Genomic DNA, 21,611 nt, shown 5'->3' on the forward strand with positions numbered 1-21,611 from the left:
CTTAAATTTACGGCTTCCATCCCTAAAAGGTTTCCTTATATCCAAAAAAATTGAAATAAGCCACCAGCGAAACTAGTTTTGAATAATTATTCAAAATTTATGATCAAATTAATTACTTTCAGTCTTATCACCTTTCTCCTTAACAACTTCCTGTTCGCCCAAACCGCCATTGTTGGTAAAGTCTCGGATCAATATGGCGCGTCGATCCCCTATGCTTCATTAGCCTTTCGTGCGTTAGATGTAAGGAAAGATTCTCTCATTGAAAAAATAACAGATGAACATGGAAATTTTCAGTTAACGCTTACCGAAAAAGGGACTTACCTCGTTTCGATTCGCGTGGAAAATGTACTCAAAACGCAACATAAAATTGAAATTAATGACCTTAAAGCCCCGCTAGCGTTCATTGTCCCAAAATCACTACTATCCAACCTCATGTTAGATGAAGTAACAGTAAATAAGCGCAAACCAACAATACAGCGAAAAATTGACCGCATCATTATGAACGTAGCACAAACCGCCAATGCTTCTGGAAAATCAGCTTTGGAATTATTTAAAATGGCTCCCGGGTTATTCGTTAACAATGGTCAAATCTCCATTAATGGAGTTGTAGGAACACGTATTCTTGTCGATGGCAAAAGTATTAACCTCGCGGGAAATGATCTCAGGAACTACCTTCAAACCTTGCGTTCCAACGACATCCAATCCATTGAGATTATCGCACATCCCTCGGCAGAGTTCGATGCAGAAGGCAGTGGTGGTATCATCAATATTGTGCTAAAAAAGCAAGATAAACAGGGGCTCAATGGTTATATTGGCAATGACTATGCAATTGGGCTTGGAAAATATGTAACGTACACTCCTTATGCAGGTTTGAATTATCAAATAGGTAAAGTTGGTTTAATGGCAAGTTATTCCCATAGTCGTGCAAAGTCATACGAGGAACTAAAACAACGACGAGATTTTCCAAATCAGGGATTATATCAGCAAGAAACGGAAAACACTCAGACCAACAAAAACGACCGTATACGGCTTGGTGCGACCTATGATTTCACGGGGAAACAATTTCTAGGCTTTTCCTACACCGGTCAATACAGCAGTTTCCTTGGACCATCCACGGCGCATTCGACAATTACCTATCCCGATGCGGCAAAAAACATCCGCTCGCAAGGTAGCTTCCCATCTGAATCAAAATCTAACTACCAAAATCTCGGTTTAAATTATGTTTTGGAAACAGACAGTTTACATTCGAAATTCAGCCTTGTTATCGATTATACAAACAATCAACGAAACGGAAATAGTATCAGCAATAGTGTCGATTTCGATGCGAATGGTAACATACGCAGTGATACTTTGTTCAGATTGGATTATCCCAGCAAAGCAAAAATTTTTACTGGCGACGCAAAGTATAATTGGATAACTAAATCTGGAAACAATTTATCAATTGGTATAAAAGCGACCGCGACGGATATCATGAATACCAATCGATACCAGGTCTTTCATCAGGCCTGGATGCCAATGCCTGCCCTTGATTTCCAGTTCAATTATGAAGAACGAATTTATGCTACCTATGCAAATTATACGGGAAAATGGGCCCAAATAGATTATCAATTGGGATTAAGAGGCGAGAAATCCAATATTCAAGGACAACTTTTGAGCGAGCAAAGGGACAAACTCGCACAAGGCTATTTCAATTTGTTCCCAAGTATTTTTTTAAAGAAGAATTTAAACTCGCAGGGAAGCAATTATGTATCACTTACCTACAATAGAAGAATTAAACGGCCCTCATATTTTGATTTAAACCCTTATAAATATTATATAGATAATTATTCCGTACAGACAGGAAATCCCTTTCTGAAACCGCAGTTCACAAATTCGTTCGAAATTAGTGGATTATGGAAAGAAAAATATTATACTGCTTTGAACTATTCCCATACCAAAAATGCGATCTCGCAAATTATACGCAACCAGGCAGAAGAAGAACTGTTAACGATTATTAAAGACAACGCGGGGACTCAAGGAGTATGGACGGCCACTCTGAGCGCTCCCATTTCATTGCTACCCTGCTGGTCAAGTACGAACACGATTTTATTCACTCATACACGTTCAACTTCCCCCTATTTTAATCTAAAGAAAGCTTCTTTTATATTACAGACAGAACAAGAAATTTCCTTTGGCAAAGGATATAGTATAAATCTGAATGCTTTTTACACCCCCCAAATGTTACTTGGAAATATTGTTACTAAAGCCATCGGCTCCGTTGATCTAGGGATTCAGAAAAAATTAATCAAAGATCAATTGGTTGCCAAGGCAAATATTAGCGACATCTTTTTTACCAATAATTATCGGGCGACAAGTTATTTTAACAATACTAAAATCTGGATAATGCACAGGGAGCAATCGCGTGTATGCTCCATTTCTTTACTATATAACTTCAAAACCGGCACTACCTTTAAAGCAAAACGAATGGAATCAAGCAGTATGGAGGAGAAAGGAAGATTATAAATGTACCGCTATTTTTTATCTTTGCGGCTCAATGAGCCGCAAAACTGAACTATCTAAGGATTTATGAAACAATCTCGACTTAATCAATACATCACTAAAGCAGATACATTTTTCAGGAAGCAGGATTTCGATACTTTTTATACAACGAATGTACGTATCCTACTTCATTTTGGAATGTGGTTTACATTTACCCTGCTCCTTTTCAGCAACTACTATTACGTAACTGGAATATCCTCAAATCAATCAATATTTTTGTCAACGCGTGTTTTATTGTCTTCTCTTGTTGTCTTTTATCTATTTTTCTACTTGGTTATACCTTACGCGAGGAACTTAAATTTATGGATATTACCTTTCTTAACTGCGCCAATATGTATTCTTATTTGGTTATTTATCAATAATTTGTTTTATGTGCTAGCTTACAAATATGATTTTGATATTTCTAATTTGTATCCATTAATGGGTAAGGAAAAGGATTTCATTCCCAACCTGTGGTCCGTATTCAGCTTTAAAGCAGTGTTATTAAATGCATTGTCGGTTATCTATTCATTGTCTCCTTTTTTCTTTACCAAAATATTAATAGACATCAGAAGAATAAATAAAGACCGAATGCGAATCCTGGAGCAGAAGTCAAAATTGTTATTGGAAAATATTAGCGTAGAAAAGGCTTTTTTAAAAGCACAACTCAATCCACATTTTTTATTCAACACGCTCAACAACCTCTATCGTTTGACGCTAAAAAAAGACGACACAGCACCTAAGGTCGTATTAAATTTATCCGAAATTATGGGGTATACACTATACGATTCGGATGCAGAATACGTCTCCTTAGCTAAAGAGCTGGATTTTATAGAGAATTACTTTTCATTGGAAAAAATGCGTTACCCAAAATCATATCAGATTGAACTAAATATAGAGGGGCTAGCGCATGCTCACGCATTAACGATTGCTCCGTTATTGACCTTCACCCTTATCGAAAATGCATTTAAATATGGGCTGAAAAACGAGGAAAAATCCTTTGTCATTCTTACTATTCATATCAGCAAAGATCAGGTTGCCTTTAAAATAAAAAATGACAAAGATGTATTCAATACCGTGAAAACACCTAGCTTTACGGGTATCGGTATTAAAAATTTACAAAAGCGTTTACAATTGATTTACCCAAACCAAAGCGACCTTCACATCATAGATAGCTCCAATGAATTTAGCGTTGCATTGAATATCGCATTACAACATGATTGAAAAATATAGTTGCATCATCATCGATGATGAACCTTTAGGCATTGAACTTATTACTGATTTCGTCGAACAAGTACCTTTTTTGGAATTAAAAAAGACCTTCAGTAGGCCACTGGAGGCAATGGCTTTCTTGCAGGAAAATCCCATCGATATTGTGTTTAGCGATATTGAGATGCCCCGCTTAACTGGTTTAGATCTGTTGGAAACGCTGGCCCAAAAACCTTACTTTATTTTTATAACTGCCCATCGACATTTCGCCATTGACGGATTTGAAAAAGGTGCCGTAGATTACCTTATTAAACCCATTCGATTTGAACGCTTTTTGAAAGCTACAAATAGAGTAAAGGAACAAATATCACCCTTTAACAAACTAAATAACCACCCAATAAAAACAGAACGAATTTTTATAAAAAGTGAAAATAAATTTATAAAGATTCTGCTTAGTGATATTCTATATATTGAAGCTCAGGGAAACTATTTGAATATTGTCACGTATACCAGTGCACATCAAACCCTATCTACCCTTAAGGCGATGGAAGAAATTTTACATAACACCAGTTTCTTTCGAATTCATAGAGCATTCATTGTCAATACAGATAGCATACAATCGTTAAATGGAAATATAGTCCAGCTTTCAAATGGAAAAACAATCCCCATTGCGAGCAATAAAAAAGATCTCTTATATACGCTTTTAGGATTAAATTAGATCGATTATAGGCGATACGCATGGTGAAAACTTTAGTTGATCCCGCTATAAAAACAAGTATAAAGCACTATTGTATATTTTTACTCGTTTGATTAATTTTAATCTTACGGACATAAACAACTGCCAAACATAGAACAAGGATATGATGAAGATAAAAGCATTTACATTAAATATAGGTCTTTTCCTTTTTGCTGCAACGACTTTCGCGCAGAACAAAGCGGAGTTAAAATCATTGTTGAATAAAAACAGTGAATTTGTATTTCCGCAGACAATAGATAAAATAGCGGCTACATTAAACGTAAAAACAGTCTTCTATGAAGATGCCAACGAAGAAAAGTATGCAAAATGGATCACAAAATCCGGCTTGGAACTCTATAGCAATTATGGGGCTGATAAATCCGTCAATGAACTGTTTTTTGATATCCCTGAAGACAAGTTTCTGGTTGTCGAAGGGTTGCCTTTTGATCTAGCGATCAATAAAACAACAGTCAAAGAGGCGCTCTCAAAATTCAGCAGACACAATGTTAAAAAGGAAAAACTCGATGCTGGAAGCTCTTTTCCGGGCGGTACCAGACTGACGATGAAAACAGGAACACATTTTACAACTTTACTTTTCGATAGCAAAAATCTTTTAAAGTTCATAGGCTTGACAACCTCTTTAATTGACCCCGCTGCCAATTAAAGACAAGGGGTCAATATACAATTTATTAGCTAGGTTGCCCAAGCATGATCACCCTTTTCATAAGGGAAATCGCCGTTATATTTCCCTGGGATTTTCACATAACGGAACACTTCCGTGGCGCCTAATTTTGAGCTAAAAAAAGTAAGCAGTGTAAGCTGTTTAAACAGCGTAAAAAAATGGGGCAGTTCATTAGCTGCTTTCTTTTCATCGTAATCTTGTGCTTCCTTGTCCAAAATATCAACAAAAGCAGTTTGGTCTTTTTTGTCGAGTTGCTGAAATTTACGTCCGAATTCTTTCTTGGCACGTTCGTCAATTCCGGCTGTTCCAGTCAAAAAAACCTGCTGTTCTTCAAGTTTATAGCAGTCTCGCACGAGAACAGGAATTTCAGAACCTACCCCAGCTTCTTTCGCCCCTGGGGTAGTAGTTTTAGGAAGAATCGCCTCCGCAAGATCTCCAAAAAAATCGATTGATTTTGGACCAAAGAGCATTTCTATATCTTTCGAAGCAGACCTCTGGCATCCTTCCAAAAATAACGAAGCACCAATAACTGTTCCTCCCATGAGCATGGCTACACGTTGTATTGCTTCTCGTCTATTCATAATTATTGCATCATAAAATATTAAAGATTCCCTTTTTTTAATTCATTAACAGCAAAATCTACGGCCCTTGCAGTAAATGCCATATAGGTAAGCGATGGATTCACACAGGAAGACGAAGTCATAAAGGCCCCATCTGTCACAAAAACATTTTTAGCATCCCATACTTGGTTAAATTTGTTTAATACCGAGGTTTTCGGATCATTGCCCATCCGTGCCGTGCCCATTTCATGAATTCCCTGTCCCATACTAAACCCGTTGTCGTAGGTTGTTACGTCTTTGACACCGATAGATTCCAACATTTCCTTCATTTCATTGCTTGCATCAACCCGTATTTTTCGCTCATTATCCTTAATCTCTGCATCTATAGCCAATACAGGAAGCCCCCACTTATCTTTTACAGATGAATCCAATAGGACTTTATTTTCGTGATATGGCAGTATTTCGCCAAATGAAGTAAACCCCACTCCCCAGCTTCCGGGCTCGGCGATAGCATCTTTCCAAGCCCCACCCACGCTCCTATTATCTACTTTGCCCGACCATTGTCCCCTTGAAGCTCCGCCCTGATAGCCAAAACCACGTATGTAATCTCTCTTCTTGGTATCGCCGGCAATATTGGCAAATCGGGGTACATATAATCCATTGGCGCGTCGTCCAAAAATATATTTATCCTCAAATCCTTCAACTCTTCCCCCAGCTCCACTATTTAACATGTGATCCATCAGATTATGTCCCAGTTCACCACTGCTGCTCCCAAGACCACCTTCCCATACATCAGTAGCTGAATTCATTAACACCCAGGTGGAATTTAAAGTCGAAGCACATACAAAGACAATTTTAGCAAAATACTCGTAGGTTTGATTCGTCTCCGCATCAACAATTTCTACTCCTTTAGCTTTCTGTGTATCCCGATCGTAAATAATGCTTTTTACTATTGAAAATGGTCTTAGGGTAAGTTTTCCAGTCTTCACTGCTGCGGGCAATGTTGCAGACTGTGTACTAAAATAAGCGCCGAAATTACAACCCAGCCAACATTTGTTCTGGTATTGGCAATTAACACGGCCGTGATGGGGCACTGTTATGTTGGCTACCCGGCCAATTATAAAGTGTCTTTTTCCCTGATAACGCGATTTCAAGCGCGCAGCAAGATCTTTTTCCACAATATTCATATCCATTGGCGGCATAAATTCGCCATCGGGCAGCACCGCTATACCGTCTCTATTACCTGAAATACCCGCAAATTTCTCAACGTGACTATACCAAGGTGCTATATCTTTATAACGTACCGGCCAGTCAATACCATGCCCGTCTTTGCTATTTGCCTCAAAATCAACATCCGACCATCGATAACTCTGCCGCCCCCACATAAGCGAGCGCCCGCCAACGTGATAGCCCCTGAACCAATTAAAGGGTTTTATTTCCTTATATGGACTTTCTGTCTCATTAGTCCAAAAGTCGATGTTCCCTTCGTTCATCCATTGATTTTTAATTCCAAAAGGTAAGTAGTGCTGTGCTCGATCCAAAGGTACCCGACCCCGATGCGGAAATTCCCAAGGATCTTTGTTTGGTGATGGGTAATCTTTGATATGCTCAATATTGCGTCCTCTTTCTAACATGATGGTTTTCAATCCACGTTCCGTTAGTTCCTTGGCTGCCCAGCCACCTGTGATCCCAGACCCGATGACAATTGCATCATAAACATTATTTGCCATTTATTTATAATTGGTTTATTTGGTTATTACTCAAAGGGAAGTTTCCCTTTAAAATAAAGTCTCCTCCACAATCAAGCGCTGCAAAGATGCCTGACAGTTATACCTAGTTTAGACGCTCCATTCTTATATTTTGGAAAGTGTAAGCATGAATCGTCTAAACAAGTTTAAGGTTTTTTTTTGATTTTATTGCAACCGGTTGCAAATTTTTGTAATATTGTATTAAACAAGCAGGTAGCTTGGATAACCAAATTATAATAGTATAAACGACAGACTGAGCCATTTCTTCAATCGCATTGGAATATTGATCTGTTTTGTACGTAATAGAGTCTTTTTCAAAACACAATACATATGACAACAATTAAAGGTCCTGCCATCTTTCTCGCACAGTTTATCGGTGATGAAGCTCCGTTTAACTCTTTGGACTCAATCTGCCAGTGGGCAGCGGCACTTGGCTATAAGGGTATACAACTACCAACTTTGGATGCCCGTTTTATCGATCTAGAAAAAGCAGCGCTCGATAAAAGCTATGCACTTGATCTAAAAGCTAAAGTACAGTCATTTGGATTGGAAATCACCGAACTTTCAACCCATCTCCAAGGGCAATTGGTGGCTGTGAATCCAAGTTTCGATGATCTATTTGATGCTTTCGCACCACAGCATTTACATGGTAATCCTCAAGCAAGACAACAGTGGGCGATCCAGCAATTAAAATATGCCGTACAAGCTTCCCACAACCTCGGACTTAAAGCGCTAGCAACCTTTAGTGGCGCCTTTCTATGGCCATTTATATACCCTTGGCCACAAAGACCAGCTAACCTGATCGAAACGGGTTTCGCTGAACTTGCAAAATTATGGTTACCCATTCTCGATGAATGTGACTTGTATGATGTTGACCTATGTTATGAATTACACCCTGGAGAAGATCTCCATGACGGTGCTACTTTTGACTTATTTCTCGAAAATGTAAATTACCACAAGCGGGCAAACATTCTCTATGATCCCTCCCATTTTGTTCTTCAATGTCTTGACTATCTTCAATTCATCGACATTTACCATGAGCGAATTAAAATGTTTCATGTTAAAGACGCTGAGTTCAATCCTTCTGGTCGTCAGGGTGTCTATGGTGGTTTCCAGAGCTGGCAGTCAAGAGCCGGTCGTTTTAGATCAATTGGTGATGGCCAAGTGGATTTCAAATCTATATTTACCAAACTCACACAATATGATTATCAAGGCTGGGCTGTACTGGAATGGGAATGTGCATTCAAGAATGCTGAAGATGGTGCGCGGGAAGGCGCGCTGCATATTAAAGACTATATTATTCGTGTTACTGACAAGGCATTCGATAATTTTGCTGCCGTCGAAACCAATGATAGCCTTAACCGTAAACTATTGGGTTTGTAATTACAAAAGATATCGTCATTAAAAATTCAACTTTATGCGCAATACAAAACTAAAAATGGGCATGGTCGGCGGTGGAAAAAATGCATTTATTGGGGCTGTACATCGTATGGCTGCAGGAATTGATGGTCAGATTGAATTATGTTGCGGCGCACTGAGCGCTGATCCCCTTGTTGCAAAAGAATCCGCCGCGCTTTTAGGTCTTCCAGAGGAAAGGAGCTATGGAAGTTATCAGGAAATGATTTTCAAGGAAAGTAAGCGCCCAGCGGATGACCGCATGAACTTTGTCAGTATAGTCACGCCGAATTTTGCTCATTTTGAACCAGCAATGATGGCTCTGGAACATGGCTTCCATGTCGTGCTTGAAAAGCCGATGACGCTGACAACAGAACAGGCCGAATTGCTCCAACAAAAAGTAGCTGAAACAGGATTGATACTCTGTGTTACATACACCTACTCGGCCTATCCGATGGTAAAACAAGCCCGTCATCTTGTCAAAGAAGGCCAATTAGGTTCGATTAGAAAGATTATGGTAGAATATCCGCAGGGTTGGCTCAGTAAGATGATCGAAAATGATCTTTCTTTGGCCTTTTGGCGGACAGATCCCGAAAAGAGTGGAAAAAGTGGGTGTATGGGCGATATTGGAACACATGCTGCCCACCTAGCAGAATATATTTCAGGTTTAAAAATCACTAAAATGTGCGCCGATCTTCAAACATTTGTGACCGGAAGAAAACTTGAAGATGACGGCAATATATTACTTGGATTTGAAAATGGAGCCACAGGCGTACTATCGGCATCTCAAGTTGCCGCAGGAGAAGAAAACGCATTAAAAATTAGAGTATATGGTGAACTTGGAGGATTGGAATGGAACCAGCAGGATGCAAATACACTCATCTTTAAACAGCTCGATGCGCCGACCCAGCTATTTCGTGCAGGTCAACAATACCTTTCACCAATCGCCAAACATAACATCCGTCTACCGGCCGGTCACCCCGAAGGATATATAGAAGCATTTGCCAATATTTATAGAAATTTTGCAGCCACGCTATTGGCATCTATGCAAGGTATAGAGCCGCGAGAAGAAGATACAGATTTTCCTACCGTAGCTGATGGTCTGCGTGGCATGAAGTTCCTAGAAACTGTGATTGCCTCGGGAAAATCAACACAAAAATGGACCGATTTTATTCGTTAGATATATACTTACCATAAGTGGCCAATGTCATTTGCTACCTGAACAAACGACATTGGCTGCACACTTTAATTTTTCTGTATTGACTGAGACATCTGGTTCAAATATCCCTCATAGTTTGAATAAGGTTCCTTGATCCTACCATTTGGTTTCAGATAAAGAAATCCTTCCTGATTATCCAAAATGACATTAAAATGGTTCAGAATCTGATTTCCAAATAAACTTGGTCTGCCATTACGCTTGGCCGGATCAGCGGCATTCGTCACAATATCTTTAAATTCAACACCAGCTATTGAAGCATTCAAACGGATAATCTTCCGGTTACCGATCATGGTAAGTGGCTCTAGATCGTCCCAATTGTTTCCTATACTGGTAAAATCTTCACCTAAAAACATCGTGCCATCACGACCTGTATCAAAAAGGAACCAAAAATCAAATTGCCGTTGATTATGTCTAAAAGCAGCTTTAAACTTTGGTCGATTTTGTTCGTAAAATATCGGAAGCTTTGTATACTCCTTTGCTTTGGTGGGGAGATCGCGATGAATTACCAATTCCATTTTGTCATAATCGATTTCAATAATGTGATTTCGAAAGAAACTGTTACCTATAATAAGATCTTCAAAGGACTTCATATTACCGACCTCTGTCATTGACACATTTTTCCAGACCATAGACCCAATACGCAATTGATTACCTAGGCTTGTCCGCTCGCTATTGACCCCGTCGGTATTCGAAACTGTCGTAAACGATGAAAATGATAAATCCAGCTGCTTTGAGTTATTTCTATTGACAACACCTGTTCCTGCTCCTAAATCAAACTGTATCGCGACATTTTTCTTGTTAATTGTTCCATTCAGGAAAATCCTTGAGCCAATAAGACGAAAAGGTATTGGCATAGGAAACGGATCATTTTGATCCAATACAGGTAGATCAGGTGGTAGTTGAGCATTTATACGAATGTGACAAGAATCCGTCCCATTCAATAGTACTATAAAATCATACATCGCTCCGGGTTTAGTCATAACAGTTAATTCCTCCTGATCTGTTTTAAAAACGACTGTGCTTTCTTTCGTTGGAATATTCACGAAATAGACATCAGGGTTTGCTTTAGGATCTAATTTCCAGTCGACATGGCAATAGGTGCCGTCTTTAATACGGACTTTCTCAGATGAAGCTTTGATCAAAGTTATCCTATTTTGTGGAAAGACGTTCGTCATCGTAAAAAGAGAAAGAAAAATAACAAAGGTAGCCAAGGCCATATGGCTTTTCCTTTTTTGATAGTGTGTTTTCATAATTTTGTATTTTTTTTCAAGATCAAAGAAAAAAAATACCAGACGAAGAGTACACTTTTGCATCCCGACAATATCCCGACAGCTACCCGACAATTGTATAACAGTCGCTATAAAATACTAATATCGGGCAAAATCCGTGCATTCTCACCTTTATTTAATCCGATCGCATTTCGCAGTATAACGATAATATTCATAAGAATCCAACATAGCGGAATAAGCAATTTCACATTGCTTTTAACACCTAGCCAATCGTTGAGCATAAAAATAACAAGCATCAGTAACACCGCGATTAAGGTAGATACGATTTGTATTGAGATTAACTGACGAACCTTATACGAATGCTGTTTTTTTAACAGCATGATTGCAATGGGCACCAAAACATTTAATGGAGGCAATATAGAAAAGGGTAAGGAAGAAAGATTGATAATCTTGATCCATGTGAGATTTTCGGATTCAGCAGGCATATCATATGCAGAAAACTCCGATTCGTCCACATGCAATGCCTGTGCAAGTGCACGAAGGGTGTAGCCCTTTGGTGGCTGCCCCGCTTCAATCCGCTGAATTGTTCTTACTGAAATACTTGATTTTTGTGCTAGTTCCTCTTGGGTTAAATTGAGTTTCTCACGTAATGATTGTAATTTATTCATAAACAATAGATCGATCTTACGACCAAATTTACAGAATTTGGCCGTAAAAATTCATCAAATCGAACGTTTATGGTTCCTTGGGAAAGTTAGCATCCTCTTCGGTAACCGTCTGCTCCTCAAGCGTTAAAGGAGCTGGAGGTATTTCGGTTACATTACGCTCAATTTCCTGCGTTTCAACGTGCACGGCATATTGCGAGGGTTCAATAGGGATTCCCATTACAGTGGCATACTCCCTTGTGTAGATTGCACCAAAATATAAAATGGCTGCTGTGTAATAGACCCAGAGAAGGATCAGCACAAATGAACCTGCCGCTCCATACGTATCTTGGGTTGCAGAATGCTCCAGGTAGACTCCAATTAAATAACGTCCCAATACAAATAAAATTGAAGTAAATAAGGCGCCCGCACGTACTGTTCGCCAATGTATATTGACATCCGGAAGCGCTTTAAATATGACACTAAATAACAAGAATATAATTCCGAAGGACAATGCAAAGTTAATCCCATCCATTAACATCACCGTTATGTCCGGGAAATAATGCTGTAGCTGATCTGTCAATGCTAATATTACACCATTTACAATCAATGTAACAACTAACAAGAACCCCAACCCAATCACCAAAGATGAAGACAATAATCTATCCTGAATCAATTTTAACCAGCCTTTTTTCGGCTTCGCCCTTACATGCCAAATCTTATTGATCGAATTCTGTATATCCCCAAAAACAGTCGTTGCTCCTAAAATCAATGTAATACCACTGACAAGCAATGCCAGGTTTGATTTTCCAGAAAGTTGCAAATTCTGAATAACCTCTTGAATCTGTCTTGCGGCACTGCTTCCCACCAATCCACGGAGTTCCAAGAATACTTTCCCTTCAATTGCATCCTCACCATAAAAAATTCCGGCTAAGGCAATCATTAAAACCAATATTGGACCAATAGAGAAAACAGTATAATAGGATAATGAAGCACTATACTTCATCGAATCCTCATTCAAAAATCCCGAAACCGTACTTTTTAAAATTCGCCAATAGGTTTTCACCTTACTTCTACTTTTAGTTCGTTTATCCATGTTCTTGTACTTTGTACTCAAGAACAAACCATTGAGAAGCGAAGAAAGTTTGTAATTAGTGTGATTTAATGCGAGTAGTCCGCTATAGTTCCCTGGAGAACCAAGCGATTGTGGTCTACAACTTTCAGACTCAGCGTAATATCTGAAGCGATGGTTTTCAATAATAGAATCGGTGATATTTTAGCTTCACTTGGCCAATCTACCAAATGAACTGCAACATGGGATAGCTCAGCTGTCTTATTGTAAGCCACATTAAGTTTATCAATGTCCTTTGACGTGGTCAGCAAACTAAACTCCTTATCTTGTTTTTGAAACCATTGATAAAATAATTTACTGGGGAGGAACCTGCGCATGTCGTTATCTCCACGCATGGCTAATCTTACTTCTGGAACTTTCGTTTCGTAGGGTGTTTTCTCTTCGATCGTTTCGAAATTTTCGTCAACCGCATAATTAATAATGGTATCTGTTTGAATGACCTTGTTTTTCAAAATTTCAATATCGACGTAATTTCCATCCAAATGTGCTATAATAGAATCAGCGGCTATAGGAAGTTCGCTAACTAATTGCTTTAGCTGATTTTTAAGTTGACTATTGGGGATATTGATCCAAGCTTTACCAATGTATTTTGAGGAAACGAGTTCTCTAACAAGATATTCCTTCGGAAAGCTCCAATCTGTTGAGAAAAACTCACCAGACACATCGAGATGGTCTCCTTTCAATTCAAACTCAATAAAATTATCCGTTGAAATATCACTATAACGCAGTGATTTACCTGTCAATGTACTTGGACGGTTAATAAATTGTTCGATGGTAACCCGTTCTTCTTTTGATTGAATTAACTGAAGCATTTCTTCTTTCTTTGTGTCAAGATCAAAGCCTAGACTTAGCAGCAGGTCATCCCCTTTCCAGATAAATGCGATTTTGCTCGGTTGATGATAGGCATAGCTCACATCAGGGGCTAGATTACTTTCCACAGCACCAACCTGTATCACATCTTTTAGAAAGGTCAAAAATTGTTGCTTATCCTTTAGCTGAAAAAAAGCATAAAAGTTTTTGGGGTGGGGCTCCAAAGCAAAAAGAAATACATTCGCTTTGATATCAATTCCATTGTCTTTGAGTTTACTTAGTTTTTGACCAAAATCTTGCCCCTCTTTCGGCGCTGACTGCCATTTATTAAAAAACTGATTCAAAAGAATATCATCTAATGATACGGTCAACAAAGCCTTACTTCTTTTATGGACCAATGATTTGTAGGATTCTTGCTGTCGTAGTATGTAACCGCCCCAGGCAACGATCGCCAAAAGTACGAGGACAGCTATCGTCCAAAGTATTATTTTTTTAATCATATCAATTGAATCAGTAATTTTTGGTTGTTTATCTCCTAAAAGCTCCTCTGAAAGGTCCCTCAAGCTGAAAAAGTTATATTTCGCAGTATTAGGCGCTCTAAGAAAAACCTAGATTTGAAATTTTGTTCTGAAACAGATTCTATTTAAAATAGACCGATGAATCTTAAAATAGATCAATGAATCGAAGACCGAAACAATGTCTTCTCTTGAAATAGCGCAAAATACTAGTTTTCAACAATGCACTTGATACCTTCTATTTTAAATCAATAATAGCAAAAGTATCAAATGCCTGGAGATCTTTTCATCCCTGAAATCAGGGAATTGGGGAATTTAATTAGGTTTCCCGAATTAATCCGTATTCAATAGCCGATTTTACTGCAGCAGTAACACTTTTGGTTTGAAATTTCTCCATTAGATTCTTGCGATGGCTTTCTACCGTATGTGAACTGATAAACAATGAATCTGCAATTTGGTTTGTTGTCATTCCTTGCGCCACGAAAGTAAGCACTTCTTTCTCACGACGTGTCAATTTTGGTACTTGCTTAAGCCCCATTTCCACCTTCTTGTTCAAGATAGCCTGAGTTTTTTCACAGAGATATCTTCTTCCAACAAGAACAGCGGAAATGGCAGCAAGTATTTCATCACCATTTGCATTTTTCTGTAAATAGGCATTGGCACCCTCATTTAAAATGCTGTTGATCACTGCAAATTCATTGTGGACACTAAACGCAATAATTTTTAAATCCTTATTGCTTTCCTTCAGACCTTTAACCAAATCGATACCGTTAGCATCCGGTAGATTGATATCGAGCAGCAATACCAATGGCATATCAGTGGCAATACGATGGAACAGTTCAGTTGCACTGGAATACATACCCACTACTTCAAAATCCTCATGCGCATTTATAATGTTTTTCAATCCCTCAAGTAGCAAAGGGTGATCGTCTGTAATCGCTATTTTTATCATTTTTCCAAAAAGTTAAATCATGGGTAATTCCAATTCAATGGTTGTACCCGCTCCATTCTCCGACATAACCTTCATTTCCCCGTTTAGAAACGAAAGTCTTGATCGCACATTATGCATTCCTGCAGAATGCTGCAAATCGACACTTTCCATATCAAAACCCTTGCCATCATCTTCAATTGTAATGTGTAAACGTTTATTATGTGAAGAAAGCTGTATTAAAATGTTGGTCGCATTAGCGTGCTTCAACGCGTTATTCACCAATTCTTGAATAATTCTATACAAAGAAATCTCCTGTTCCGTACTTAGGGTTGATTCAAATTGTAAAAATTCACATTCAACTTGACATGTAGATTGACTCATTCGGCTTGCATAGTCTCTTAAAGTTTCTTTCAAACCATATTTTACGATTAAATCTGGCATAAGATTATGCGCAAGCCGGCGAAGTTCATCGACAGCCCCGTCCAGCAAATCAATGCTTCGATCGATTCCTACTTTCATGGTTTCTTGCTCCAAAGCACTTTTATTGATGGCTGATAATCCCAATTTGGTACTTGACAGTAAACCTCCCAATCCATCATGAAGGTCGCGAGCAAGACGGGTACGCTCTTTCTCTTCCCCAGCCAACATCGCAGTCAGGTTTTTAATGGCATGTTGTTGATTATTCTTTTCTATCTCAAGCTCATGCAAATGTTCCTGTTGCTTCAATGCCTTTGAACGCTGCCAGTAGGCGTAAAATAATAATACGATCACAATCAAACAACTGATAAATAACCAGATATAGATCGAATTCATCCGTGACTTGAAAGCAATCTGTTTTTTGGAAACATCAAGCTCCTGTAACCGTTGTTCATTTTCCAGTCGGCTTAATTGCAGATCCTGCTCCTTCTTATCCCGTTCGAGCTGCAATACTTTAAGTTGCTGGGTTCGATTCAGTTCATTTAACTTCAAATTCTCCACCAGTTGATGCTGCCTATCATTCAAGGCTTTCATCAACTTGATCTGCTGTTCCTTTTTCTCCCCTTCCAATCGAAGCCGCATTAACTTTTGGTTTTGCAGTTCACGCTCATACTTCAGCTCCAGCTGCTTTGTCTTATCGAGTTTATCCGAATTAAATGCTTTTTCAAATACATCTATGTAGCTTTTTTGATAATTGAAAGCCTCTTCATATTTACCTTCCTCAACACTTACTTCGGCCAGTCTGCTAAACAGGCTTAGCCCCACTTGATAATCGTAATGGGCCTCTCTTTGAAGATTGTACAGTGCCTGCTGCAGATATTTTTTCCCTTCCTCACGATGCCCCACTTTGAAAGACTCGTCAGCGAGGATACCATAAGCAGGTATTGTAATGGCATATTGCTCCGTTTCAGCAGCAATATCTAAAGCCTGTCTGGCGTAGGATATCGCTTTCTTACCGCCATTATCAGGATAAAACTCGTGGTACAGATTCGCCAGATTAACCGAAACATACGCTAGATCAGTCGGATTAACCAAATGCTTCTCATTCTTATTGATCAAATTATAAGCCTCAAGATAGTGTTGTTCAGCTTTCCTCAATAAATCACGATCTGCATTATTCGATCTATACTCCTCTTCAAATAGATAACCAGCCTGCATGTAGGCGTCAAATAGGCTATTGACATTCTTCCCTTCTTTAGCCGTTTCTAACAAAAGAGAAGTATACTTTTCTTGAAAATCATAATTGCGTTGGTTTGCATATATTGCTGTCAGTTCCTTATAAACGGCTAGTTTTCGAGCGATATTTGCGTCAGTCTGTGAAGCTTTCTCTAAAAATGAAATTGCTTTATGAAATTGGGAAACGGCTTCATCCTCCTTATTCTGCCTTGTCATAACCCATCCATCACAATAATACACATAACCTTTAATTCCATTATCCCGGACAATCGGTAGCACAGATTTAGCATGTTCTAAATAATACCGTGATTTTTCATATGCATGATCGTTAAAGCTATTCATGGCTGCAATACAATTCAAATAAGCATAATATTGCTTGTCAGGATAATTTCTGGCCAGCTGAATATTATCATTAAGCAGTTGACTGGCCAGTACTTTTTCATTATTAAAATATAAGCCCTGCGCATATTTTCCAGTCAATACAAACCGCTCCTTGCTTCCTAAAGGAAGACTGTAATATGATTTCTTTAACTCTTGCAGCTGTTCTTGGGCAAGAATAGCACTACAAAAGCACAAAAAAACAAAAAATATTAGTATCGATTTCCAAAAAGTTCGAACATGCCCCATAAAATCAAATCTTCCGTCTAGCTATGTGAATTGGCCAAACTTAGATAAATTTACCCTTATACGCAATTCATTCTCTCGAAAACAACTTAACTTCTCGCTGTTATTGACCTAATTAACCGAACCTTACCAAACAAAAAATTGTACCTTTGTAACAATGAAGTACATCTATCTTTTTCTTGCCATAGCCGCTGAGATATTTGCAACCACTTTTCTAAAGAAGTCTGCAGGTTTTACCCTTATAAAACCTACCCTTATCTGTATTGTAGGTTATATTATTGCCTTCTATTTTTTAAGTATCACACTTAAATACCTCCCCGTCGGAATATCCTATGCAATTTGGTCTGGGGTTGGTATTGTAGCCATTACGCTGATTGGTATGTTCTTATTCAAACAGATCCCCGATACAGCAGCCATTATCGGCATGGTCTTGATTGTCGTTGGAGTCATTATTATTAATCTCTTTTCAAAAATGGGCGCACATTAGCTGATCTAAGATCTAAATTTGTACTTTTGTAACTTACATAAATAAAAGGATACGTGTCATTAGAGAAACTAAAACTTAGCAAAAGATTGACTGCTACGATGACCGAACTCGGTTACTTAGCTCCAAAGGAAATTCAAAGTAGATGCATTTCCAGAATTCTTGGTGGACAGGATGTGATTGCCATCGCTCCGGAAGGTGCTGGCAAAACCACAACTTATGTCTTATCTACCTTGATGAAGTTGAAATTCACAACAGATGAAGCTCCGAAGTTTTTGATCTTGGCGCCTAATGAAGAACGTATCGACGAAATTGTTGAGAGATTCTACCAATTAAGCAAAAATAAAGGTCTTCGCATCATTGGATTACGGGCTTCAGGTAGCATGGAAGAAGAAATCGAAGAACTGGTTGATGGAAAAGATATTGTTGTAGCTACTCCAAATCGTGCAAGAGCGATCTATCTTAAATTGGCCTTGAATCTCAACCGTATTCAGACACTAATTATTGATGATGCTGAAGAGATTATCAAACAAGGAATGCAAAATACAGTAAGGGAATTAGCCGAAAGCTGTGGAAAGGTACAACATTTGGTTTTCAGTACTGTTGAACACCAAAAACTTTATGACATGATCGACAATTTCATGAATGAAAATTGTGCCTCAGTCGAAATAGATGAACTTGAAAATGACACTGTCGACACCCTGGATCTATTATTATATCATGTTCCCAATTTCACAACAAAGATCAATTTATTAAATCTTCTGTTGCAGGATAAAGAAGTATTTCAAAAAGTAATCGTCTTTGTAAACTCGAAACTTACTGCCCAAAAGTTGGCCAGCAGTTTGTTCAGTAGCAATAAAGAAGAAATTGCTATCCTCAATCCATTGTTCTACGATGATTTTGGCTACGAGACCATGGAAGATTTCAAGGAAAATAATCAATCTCGTGTCTTGATTATTGCACGGGAAAATACAAACGATGTGGACCTTTCCGCTATTCCATTCATTTTTCAATTTGAGTTACCGAATGAAAAGGAGGAATTCTTAAATCATCTTGTTAAAAATGACGATAATGAAGAATCAGTCGTGTTGACTTTCACAACAGATCTGGAATTACCAATGGTCAAAAAAATAGAACAGGCCGTCGGTAAAAGAATGGATGTTTTGGAATTGCCTGAGGACCTTGCAATCTATAATCCCATCGCCGACAAAAAGAAAAAGTCGAGCAAGGAGGAAGATAAAGAAGATCTTTCCCGTGGCGGTGCTTTTCACCAAAAGAAAGAAAGCAATGCCAAAACCTTTAATTATGGGGGTGGTGAAAAGGCAAAAATGACGATGAAAATGAAAAAGAAATAAAAATAGAAAAGGGAAGTTTTAAGCTTCCCTTTTCTATTTTTATTTCTTGTGCTGACGGATGTATGCTAATCCAATAAATCTGTTTCATATACGATGCCCTATTATTGATTCAGTGAATTCCGAACGCCCATATCCAGAGCGTCTCCGTTAACAATAGCCTACTTTAGAATTTTTTTCAATAATTTAATATACGCATTTGCGATTCTTTCCATACCTTGATCATTTGGATGAGCATAGTCTACAGTCGAATTCAGATCCAGATTAAGCTCTTGGCTCGACAATAAGAAAAGCTGGCGAACCCCTTTCGATTGTAATTTTTCAAACGCAGCTTTCAGTACACGGCTACTTTGCTGATACTCTGCATTTTTATCTTCATTAAAGACTTCTGCTATACTTCCCGAACTATGCTGGGTCAAAATGATAGGCGTTGCGGGATGTTCTTTTCTTAAAAATGTCACCGCATGGACCAACAAAGAATCCAATTGTGTCTCTGTTAACGATTTCGAAATAGCCAGATTGGGAATACAATCGAGAATATAGCAGGCGGCATCTTCTTGGTTCATCATATTTAAAATAGGCTGTTCAAGTCGACCATTTCCAGAGAAACATAAATTGATCACTTCGTTATTAAATGCCCTTCCTACCTGACTGGTCCAAGCCAAACCAGGACGGCTTGTACAGGCCCCCTGTCCGATCGAGGTTCCATAGACAACAATGGGCTTTGCTGCTGTGGTATGAGTATACGTTAATTTAGCCGTATTTGGCACACCAATCTTTAACCACTTAACAGTATTGTAGAGCGGAAGATATAAGCGATAATTAAATTTTTCATTGCGCCCAATATTCTTCCACGTATAAGAAATAGTATCCGAAAAATCATAACTGCCATAAGCCCACTTCCATTCTTTCTTTACCGTATCATAAGCATAAAGATCCAGCCCACTAACACCTGTTGTTGGCATATGGGGCATATTTAAGCCTCCGGCAACTTGGTATTGAACTGTAATCTCAGGCGAAGAAGTTTGAAAGTCAATATAGAATCCTGCGCTATTCTTACCTAGCTCCCATACTGGTTTACGTACCTGACTTTCCAATTCATCGGGAAGTCTGTTGAAGGCTGAAAGCTTCTGATTCTCCAACCTACCTTCCACATGTTTATCTTCTAGTGGAGAAAACCAACTATAATTCTCCTGCGCTTTAATGGCAGAAAAAGACAACAGAAAAAACGCTGTCAACGCAACTTTTGATAACATATAATAATTTAGCTTTAAGTTTGATATAATTGATTATAAAAAAGGAGCCTATTGGCTCCTTTTTATTGTGATTTATTTATTATACTATAAAATAGCTTGTCTAACTCGTACCAGTTTTTCCATCAAGCCTTCAAGTAAATCCAAATGTAACATATTGGCGCCATCAGATTTCGCATTTGCCGGATCAGGATGTGTTTCTATAAACAGACCGTCAGCTCCCACGGCGATAGCTGCTTTCGCTATCGTTTCAATTAAGGCTGGTTTTCCTCCTGTTACGCCAGAAGTCTGATTTGGTTGTTGCAAGGAATGTGTACAGTCCATCACTGTTGGGACGTTAAAAGCACGCATTTCGGGAATCCCTCGATAATCTACAATGAGATCCTGATAGCCGAATGTATTGCCACGATCAGTTAAAAAAACCTTTTCATTTCCTGATTCCACGATCTTATCTACTGCAAATTTCATAGATCCCGCACTCAAAAACTGACCTTTTTTTACATTGACCACCTTATTCGTTTTTGCCGCCGCAACCAATAAATCAGTCTGTCTGCACAAAAATGCTGGAATTTGAAGAACGTCAACGTATGCAGCTGCCATTTCTGCCTCGTGGCTCTCATGGATATCTGTCACCGTCGGTACACCAAAAGTTTTCCCTACTTTTTCTAAAATCTTCAGCGCCTTTTCATCACCTATTCCCATAAATGAATCTAGGCGGGACCGATTGGCTTTACGGTAGGATCCCTTGAAAATGTAAGGAATATTAAGTTTATCTGTAATTGTAACAATCTTTTCAGCAATACGCAAAGCGATTTCTTCTCCCTCAATTGCACACGGCCCCGCCATTAAAAAGAAATTCTGCGATGTCCCATTCTTTATTTCGGGAATGTATTTGTTAATCATATAATTATAAAAATA

The 21,611-nt window shown here is 38.6% G+C and carries 18 protein-coding genes; 8 read left to right on the plus strand and 10 right to left on the minus strand.

The features are described 5' to 3' along the window. Positions 1-99 precede the first annotated feature (99 nt). The 4 genes from IQ31_RS01140 (at position 100) to IQ31_RS01155 (ending at position 5,126) form a co-directional block, all read left to right on the plus strand. Positions 100-2,502: an outer membrane beta-barrel protein gene (locus tag IQ31_RS01140; protein ID WP_145326852.1), complete on the plus strand. Its 2,403-nt coding sequence runs from the start codon at positions 100-102 to the stop codon at positions 2,500-2,502. A 408-nt stretch (positions 2,503-2,910) separates the two neighbouring features. Continuing rightward, positions 2,911-3,741: a sensor histidine kinase gene (locus IQ31_RS01145; RefSeq protein WP_158638762.1), complete on the plus strand. Its 831-nt coding sequence runs from the start codon at positions 2,911-2,913 to the stop codon at positions 3,739-3,741. Beyond that, positions 3,734-4,444: a LytR/AlgR family response regulator transcription factor gene (locus IQ31_RS01150; protein ID WP_208734077.1), complete on the plus strand. Its 711-nt coding sequence runs from the start codon at positions 3,734-3,736 to the stop codon at positions 4,442-4,444. Before IQ31_RS01145 ends, IQ31_RS01150 begins: the two co-directional genes overlap by 8 nt. A 142-nt stretch (positions 4,445-4,586) precedes the next feature. Next, positions 4,587-5,126, plus strand: a complete 540-nt coding sequence (locus IQ31_RS01155; protein ID WP_145326854.1) for a hypothetical protein — start codon at positions 4,587-4,589, stop codon at positions 5,124-5,126. Between the two features lie 29 nt (positions 5,127-5,155). On the opposite strand, the gene IQ31_RS01160 is transcribed toward IQ31_RS01155, so the two are convergent. Further along, positions 5,156-5,725: a gluconate 2-dehydrogenase subunit 3 family protein gene (locus IQ31_RS01160; protein ID WP_145326855.1), complete on the minus strand. Its 570-nt coding sequence runs from the start codon at positions 5,723-5,725 to the stop codon at positions 5,156-5,158. 20 nt (positions 5,726-5,745) lie between these two features. Next, on the minus strand, positions 5,746-7,434 hold the full coding sequence (locus IQ31_RS01165; protein WP_145326856.1) for a GMC oxidoreductase: 1,689 nt from the start codon (positions 7,432-7,434) through the stop codon (positions 5,746-5,748). A gap of 348 nt (positions 7,435-7,782) precedes the next feature. Here IQ31_RS01165 and IQ31_RS01170 point away from each other — a divergent pair, with 348 nt between their 5' ends. After that, a complete protein-coding gene (locus IQ31_RS01170) occupies positions 7,783-8,835 on the plus strand; it encodes a sugar phosphate isomerase/epimerase family protein (protein WP_145326857.1) in 1,053 nt (350 codons plus the stop codon). A 34-nt stretch (positions 8,836-8,869) separates the two neighbouring features. Then, positions 8,870-10,027, plus strand: a complete 1,158-nt coding sequence (locus IQ31_RS01175) for a Gfo/Idh/MocA family protein (RefSeq protein WP_145326858.1) — start codon at positions 8,870-8,872, stop codon at positions 10,025-10,027. 65 nt (positions 10,028-10,092) lie between these two features. Here the strand turns inward: IQ31_RS01175 and IQ31_RS01180 are convergent, their stop codons facing one another. The 6 genes from IQ31_RS01180 to IQ31_RS01205 form a co-directional block, all read right to left on the minus strand. After that, positions 10,093-11,316, minus strand: coding sequence for a retropepsin-like aspartic protease (locus tag IQ31_RS01180; RefSeq protein ID WP_158638763.1), 1,224 nt, complete (start codon positions 11,314-11,316; stop codon positions 10,093-10,095). A gap of 107 nt (positions 11,317-11,423) precedes the next feature. Further along, complete coding sequence (locus IQ31_RS01185; protein ID WP_145326860.1) at positions 11,424-11,963, minus strand: helix-turn-helix domain-containing protein; 540 nt, start codon at positions 11,961-11,963, stop codon at positions 11,424-11,426. A 67-nt stretch (positions 11,964-12,030) separates the two neighbouring features. Beyond that, on the minus strand, positions 12,031-13,035 hold the full coding sequence (locus IQ31_RS01190) for a YihY/virulence factor BrkB family protein (RefSeq protein ID WP_145326861.1): 1,005 nt from the start codon (positions 13,033-13,035) through the stop codon (positions 12,031-12,033). Between the two features lie 65 nt (positions 13,036-13,100). After that, a complete protein-coding gene (locus IQ31_RS01195) occupies positions 13,101-14,381 on the minus strand; it encodes a hypothetical protein (protein ID WP_145326862.1) in 1,281 nt (426 codons plus the stop codon). Positions 14,382-14,715: 334 nt separating this feature from the next. Beyond that, positions 14,716-15,348 carry a response regulator gene (locus tag IQ31_RS01200; protein ID WP_120334131.1) on the minus strand — a complete coding sequence of 211 codons (633 nt, stop codon included), beginning with the start codon at positions 15,346-15,348 and terminating at the stop codon, positions 14,716-14,718. A 12-nt stretch (positions 15,349-15,360) separates the two neighbouring features. Then, positions 15,361-17,556 carry a tetratricopeptide repeat-containing sensor histidine kinase gene (locus IQ31_RS01205; protein WP_158638764.1) on the minus strand — a complete coding sequence of 732 codons (2,196 nt, stop codon included), beginning with the start codon at positions 17,554-17,556 and terminating at the stop codon, positions 15,361-15,363. Positions 17,557-17,761: 205 nt separating this feature from the next. Here IQ31_RS01205 and IQ31_RS01210 point away from each other — a divergent pair, with 205 nt between their 5' ends. Together IQ31_RS01210 and IQ31_RS01215 are read left to right on the plus strand one after the other, a co-directional pair. Beyond that, the gene (locus tag IQ31_RS01210; protein ID WP_075992835.1) at positions 17,762-18,091 is read left to right on the plus strand and encodes a DMT family transporter; all 330 of its coding nucleotides are present in this window, start codon (positions 17,762-17,764) and stop codon (positions 18,089-18,091) included. 53 nt (positions 18,092-18,144) lie between these two features. Then, positions 18,145-19,443: a DEAD/DEAH box helicase gene (locus tag IQ31_RS01215; RefSeq protein ID WP_145326864.1), complete on the plus strand. Its 1,299-nt coding sequence runs from the start codon at positions 18,145-18,147 to the stop codon at positions 19,441-19,443. A 158-nt stretch (positions 19,444-19,601) separates the two neighbouring features. On the opposite strand, the gene IQ31_RS01220 is transcribed toward IQ31_RS01215, so the two are convergent. Beyond that, complete coding sequence (locus tag IQ31_RS01220) at positions 19,602-20,696, minus strand: SGNH/GDSL hydrolase family protein (protein ID WP_145326865.1); 1,095 nt, start codon at positions 20,694-20,696, stop codon at positions 19,602-19,604. An 84-nt stretch (positions 20,697-20,780) separates the two neighbouring features. Beyond that, positions 20,781-21,596 carry a 3-deoxy-8-phosphooctulonate synthase gene (kdsA, locus tag IQ31_RS01225; RefSeq protein WP_120334127.1) on the minus strand — a complete coding sequence of 272 codons (816 nt, stop codon included), beginning with the start codon at positions 21,594-21,596 and terminating at the stop codon, positions 20,781-20,783. Positions 21,597-21,611: the final 15 nt, after the last annotated feature.

Source organism: Sphingobacterium siyangense, assembly GCF_007830445.1.
GTDB lineage: Bacteria > Bacteroidota > Bacteroidia > Sphingobacteriales > Sphingobacteriaceae > Sphingobacterium > Sphingobacterium siyangense.

Coding starts and splice junctions, on each gene's coding strand:
- IQ31_RS01140 (WP_145326852.1), top strand. CDS start 100: ATGATCAAATTAATTACTTTCAGTCTTATCACCTTTCTCCTTAACAAC.
- IQ31_RS01150 (WP_208734077.1), top strand. CDS start 3,734: ATGATTGAAAAATATAGTTGCATCATCATCGATGATGAACCTTTAGGC.
- IQ31_RS01155 (WP_145326854.1), top strand. CDS start 4,587: ATGATGAAGATAAAAGCATTTACATTAAATATAGGTCTTTTCCTTTTT.
- IQ31_RS01160 (WP_145326855.1), bottom strand. CDS start 5,725: ATGAATAGACGAGAAGCAATACAACGTGTAGCCATGCTCATGGGAGGA.
- IQ31_RS01165 (WP_145326856.1), bottom strand. CDS start 7,434: ATGGCAAATAATGTTTATGATGCAATTGTCATCGGGTCTGGGATCACA.
- IQ31_RS01170 (WP_145326857.1), top strand. CDS start 7,783: ATGACAACAATTAAAGGTCCTGCCATCTTTCTCGCACAGTTTATCGGT.
- IQ31_RS01175 (WP_145326858.1), top strand. CDS start 8,870: ATGCGCAATACAAAACTAAAAATGGGCATGGTCGGCGGTGGAAAAAAT.
- IQ31_RS01180 (WP_158638763.1), bottom strand. CDS start 11,316: ATGAAAACACACTATCAAAAAAGGAAAAGCCATATGGCCTTGGCTACC.
- IQ31_RS01185 (WP_145326860.1), bottom strand. CDS start 11,963: ATGAATAAATTACAATCATTACGTGAGAAACTCAATTTAACCCAAGAG.
- IQ31_RS01190 (WP_145326861.1), bottom strand. CDS start 13,035: ATGGATAAACGAACTAAAAGTAGAAGTAAGGTGAAAACCTATTGGCGA.
- IQ31_RS01195 (WP_145326862.1), bottom strand. CDS start 14,381: ATGATTAAAAAAATAATACTTTGGACGATAGCTGTCCTCGTACTTTTG.
- IQ31_RS01200 (WP_120334131.1), bottom strand. CDS start 15,348: ATGATAAAAATAGCGATTACAGACGATCACCCTTTGCTACTTGAGGGA.
- IQ31_RS01210 (WP_075992835.1), top strand. CDS start 17,762: ATGAAGTACATCTATCTTTTTCTTGCCATAGCCGCTGAGATATTTGCA.
- IQ31_RS01220 (WP_145326865.1), bottom strand. CDS start 20,696: ATGTTATCAAAAGTTGCGTTGACAGCGTTTTTTCTGTTGTCTTTTTCT.
- kdsA (WP_120334127.1), bottom strand. CDS start 21,596: ATGATTAACAAATACATTCCCGAAATAAAGAATGGGACATCGCAGAAT.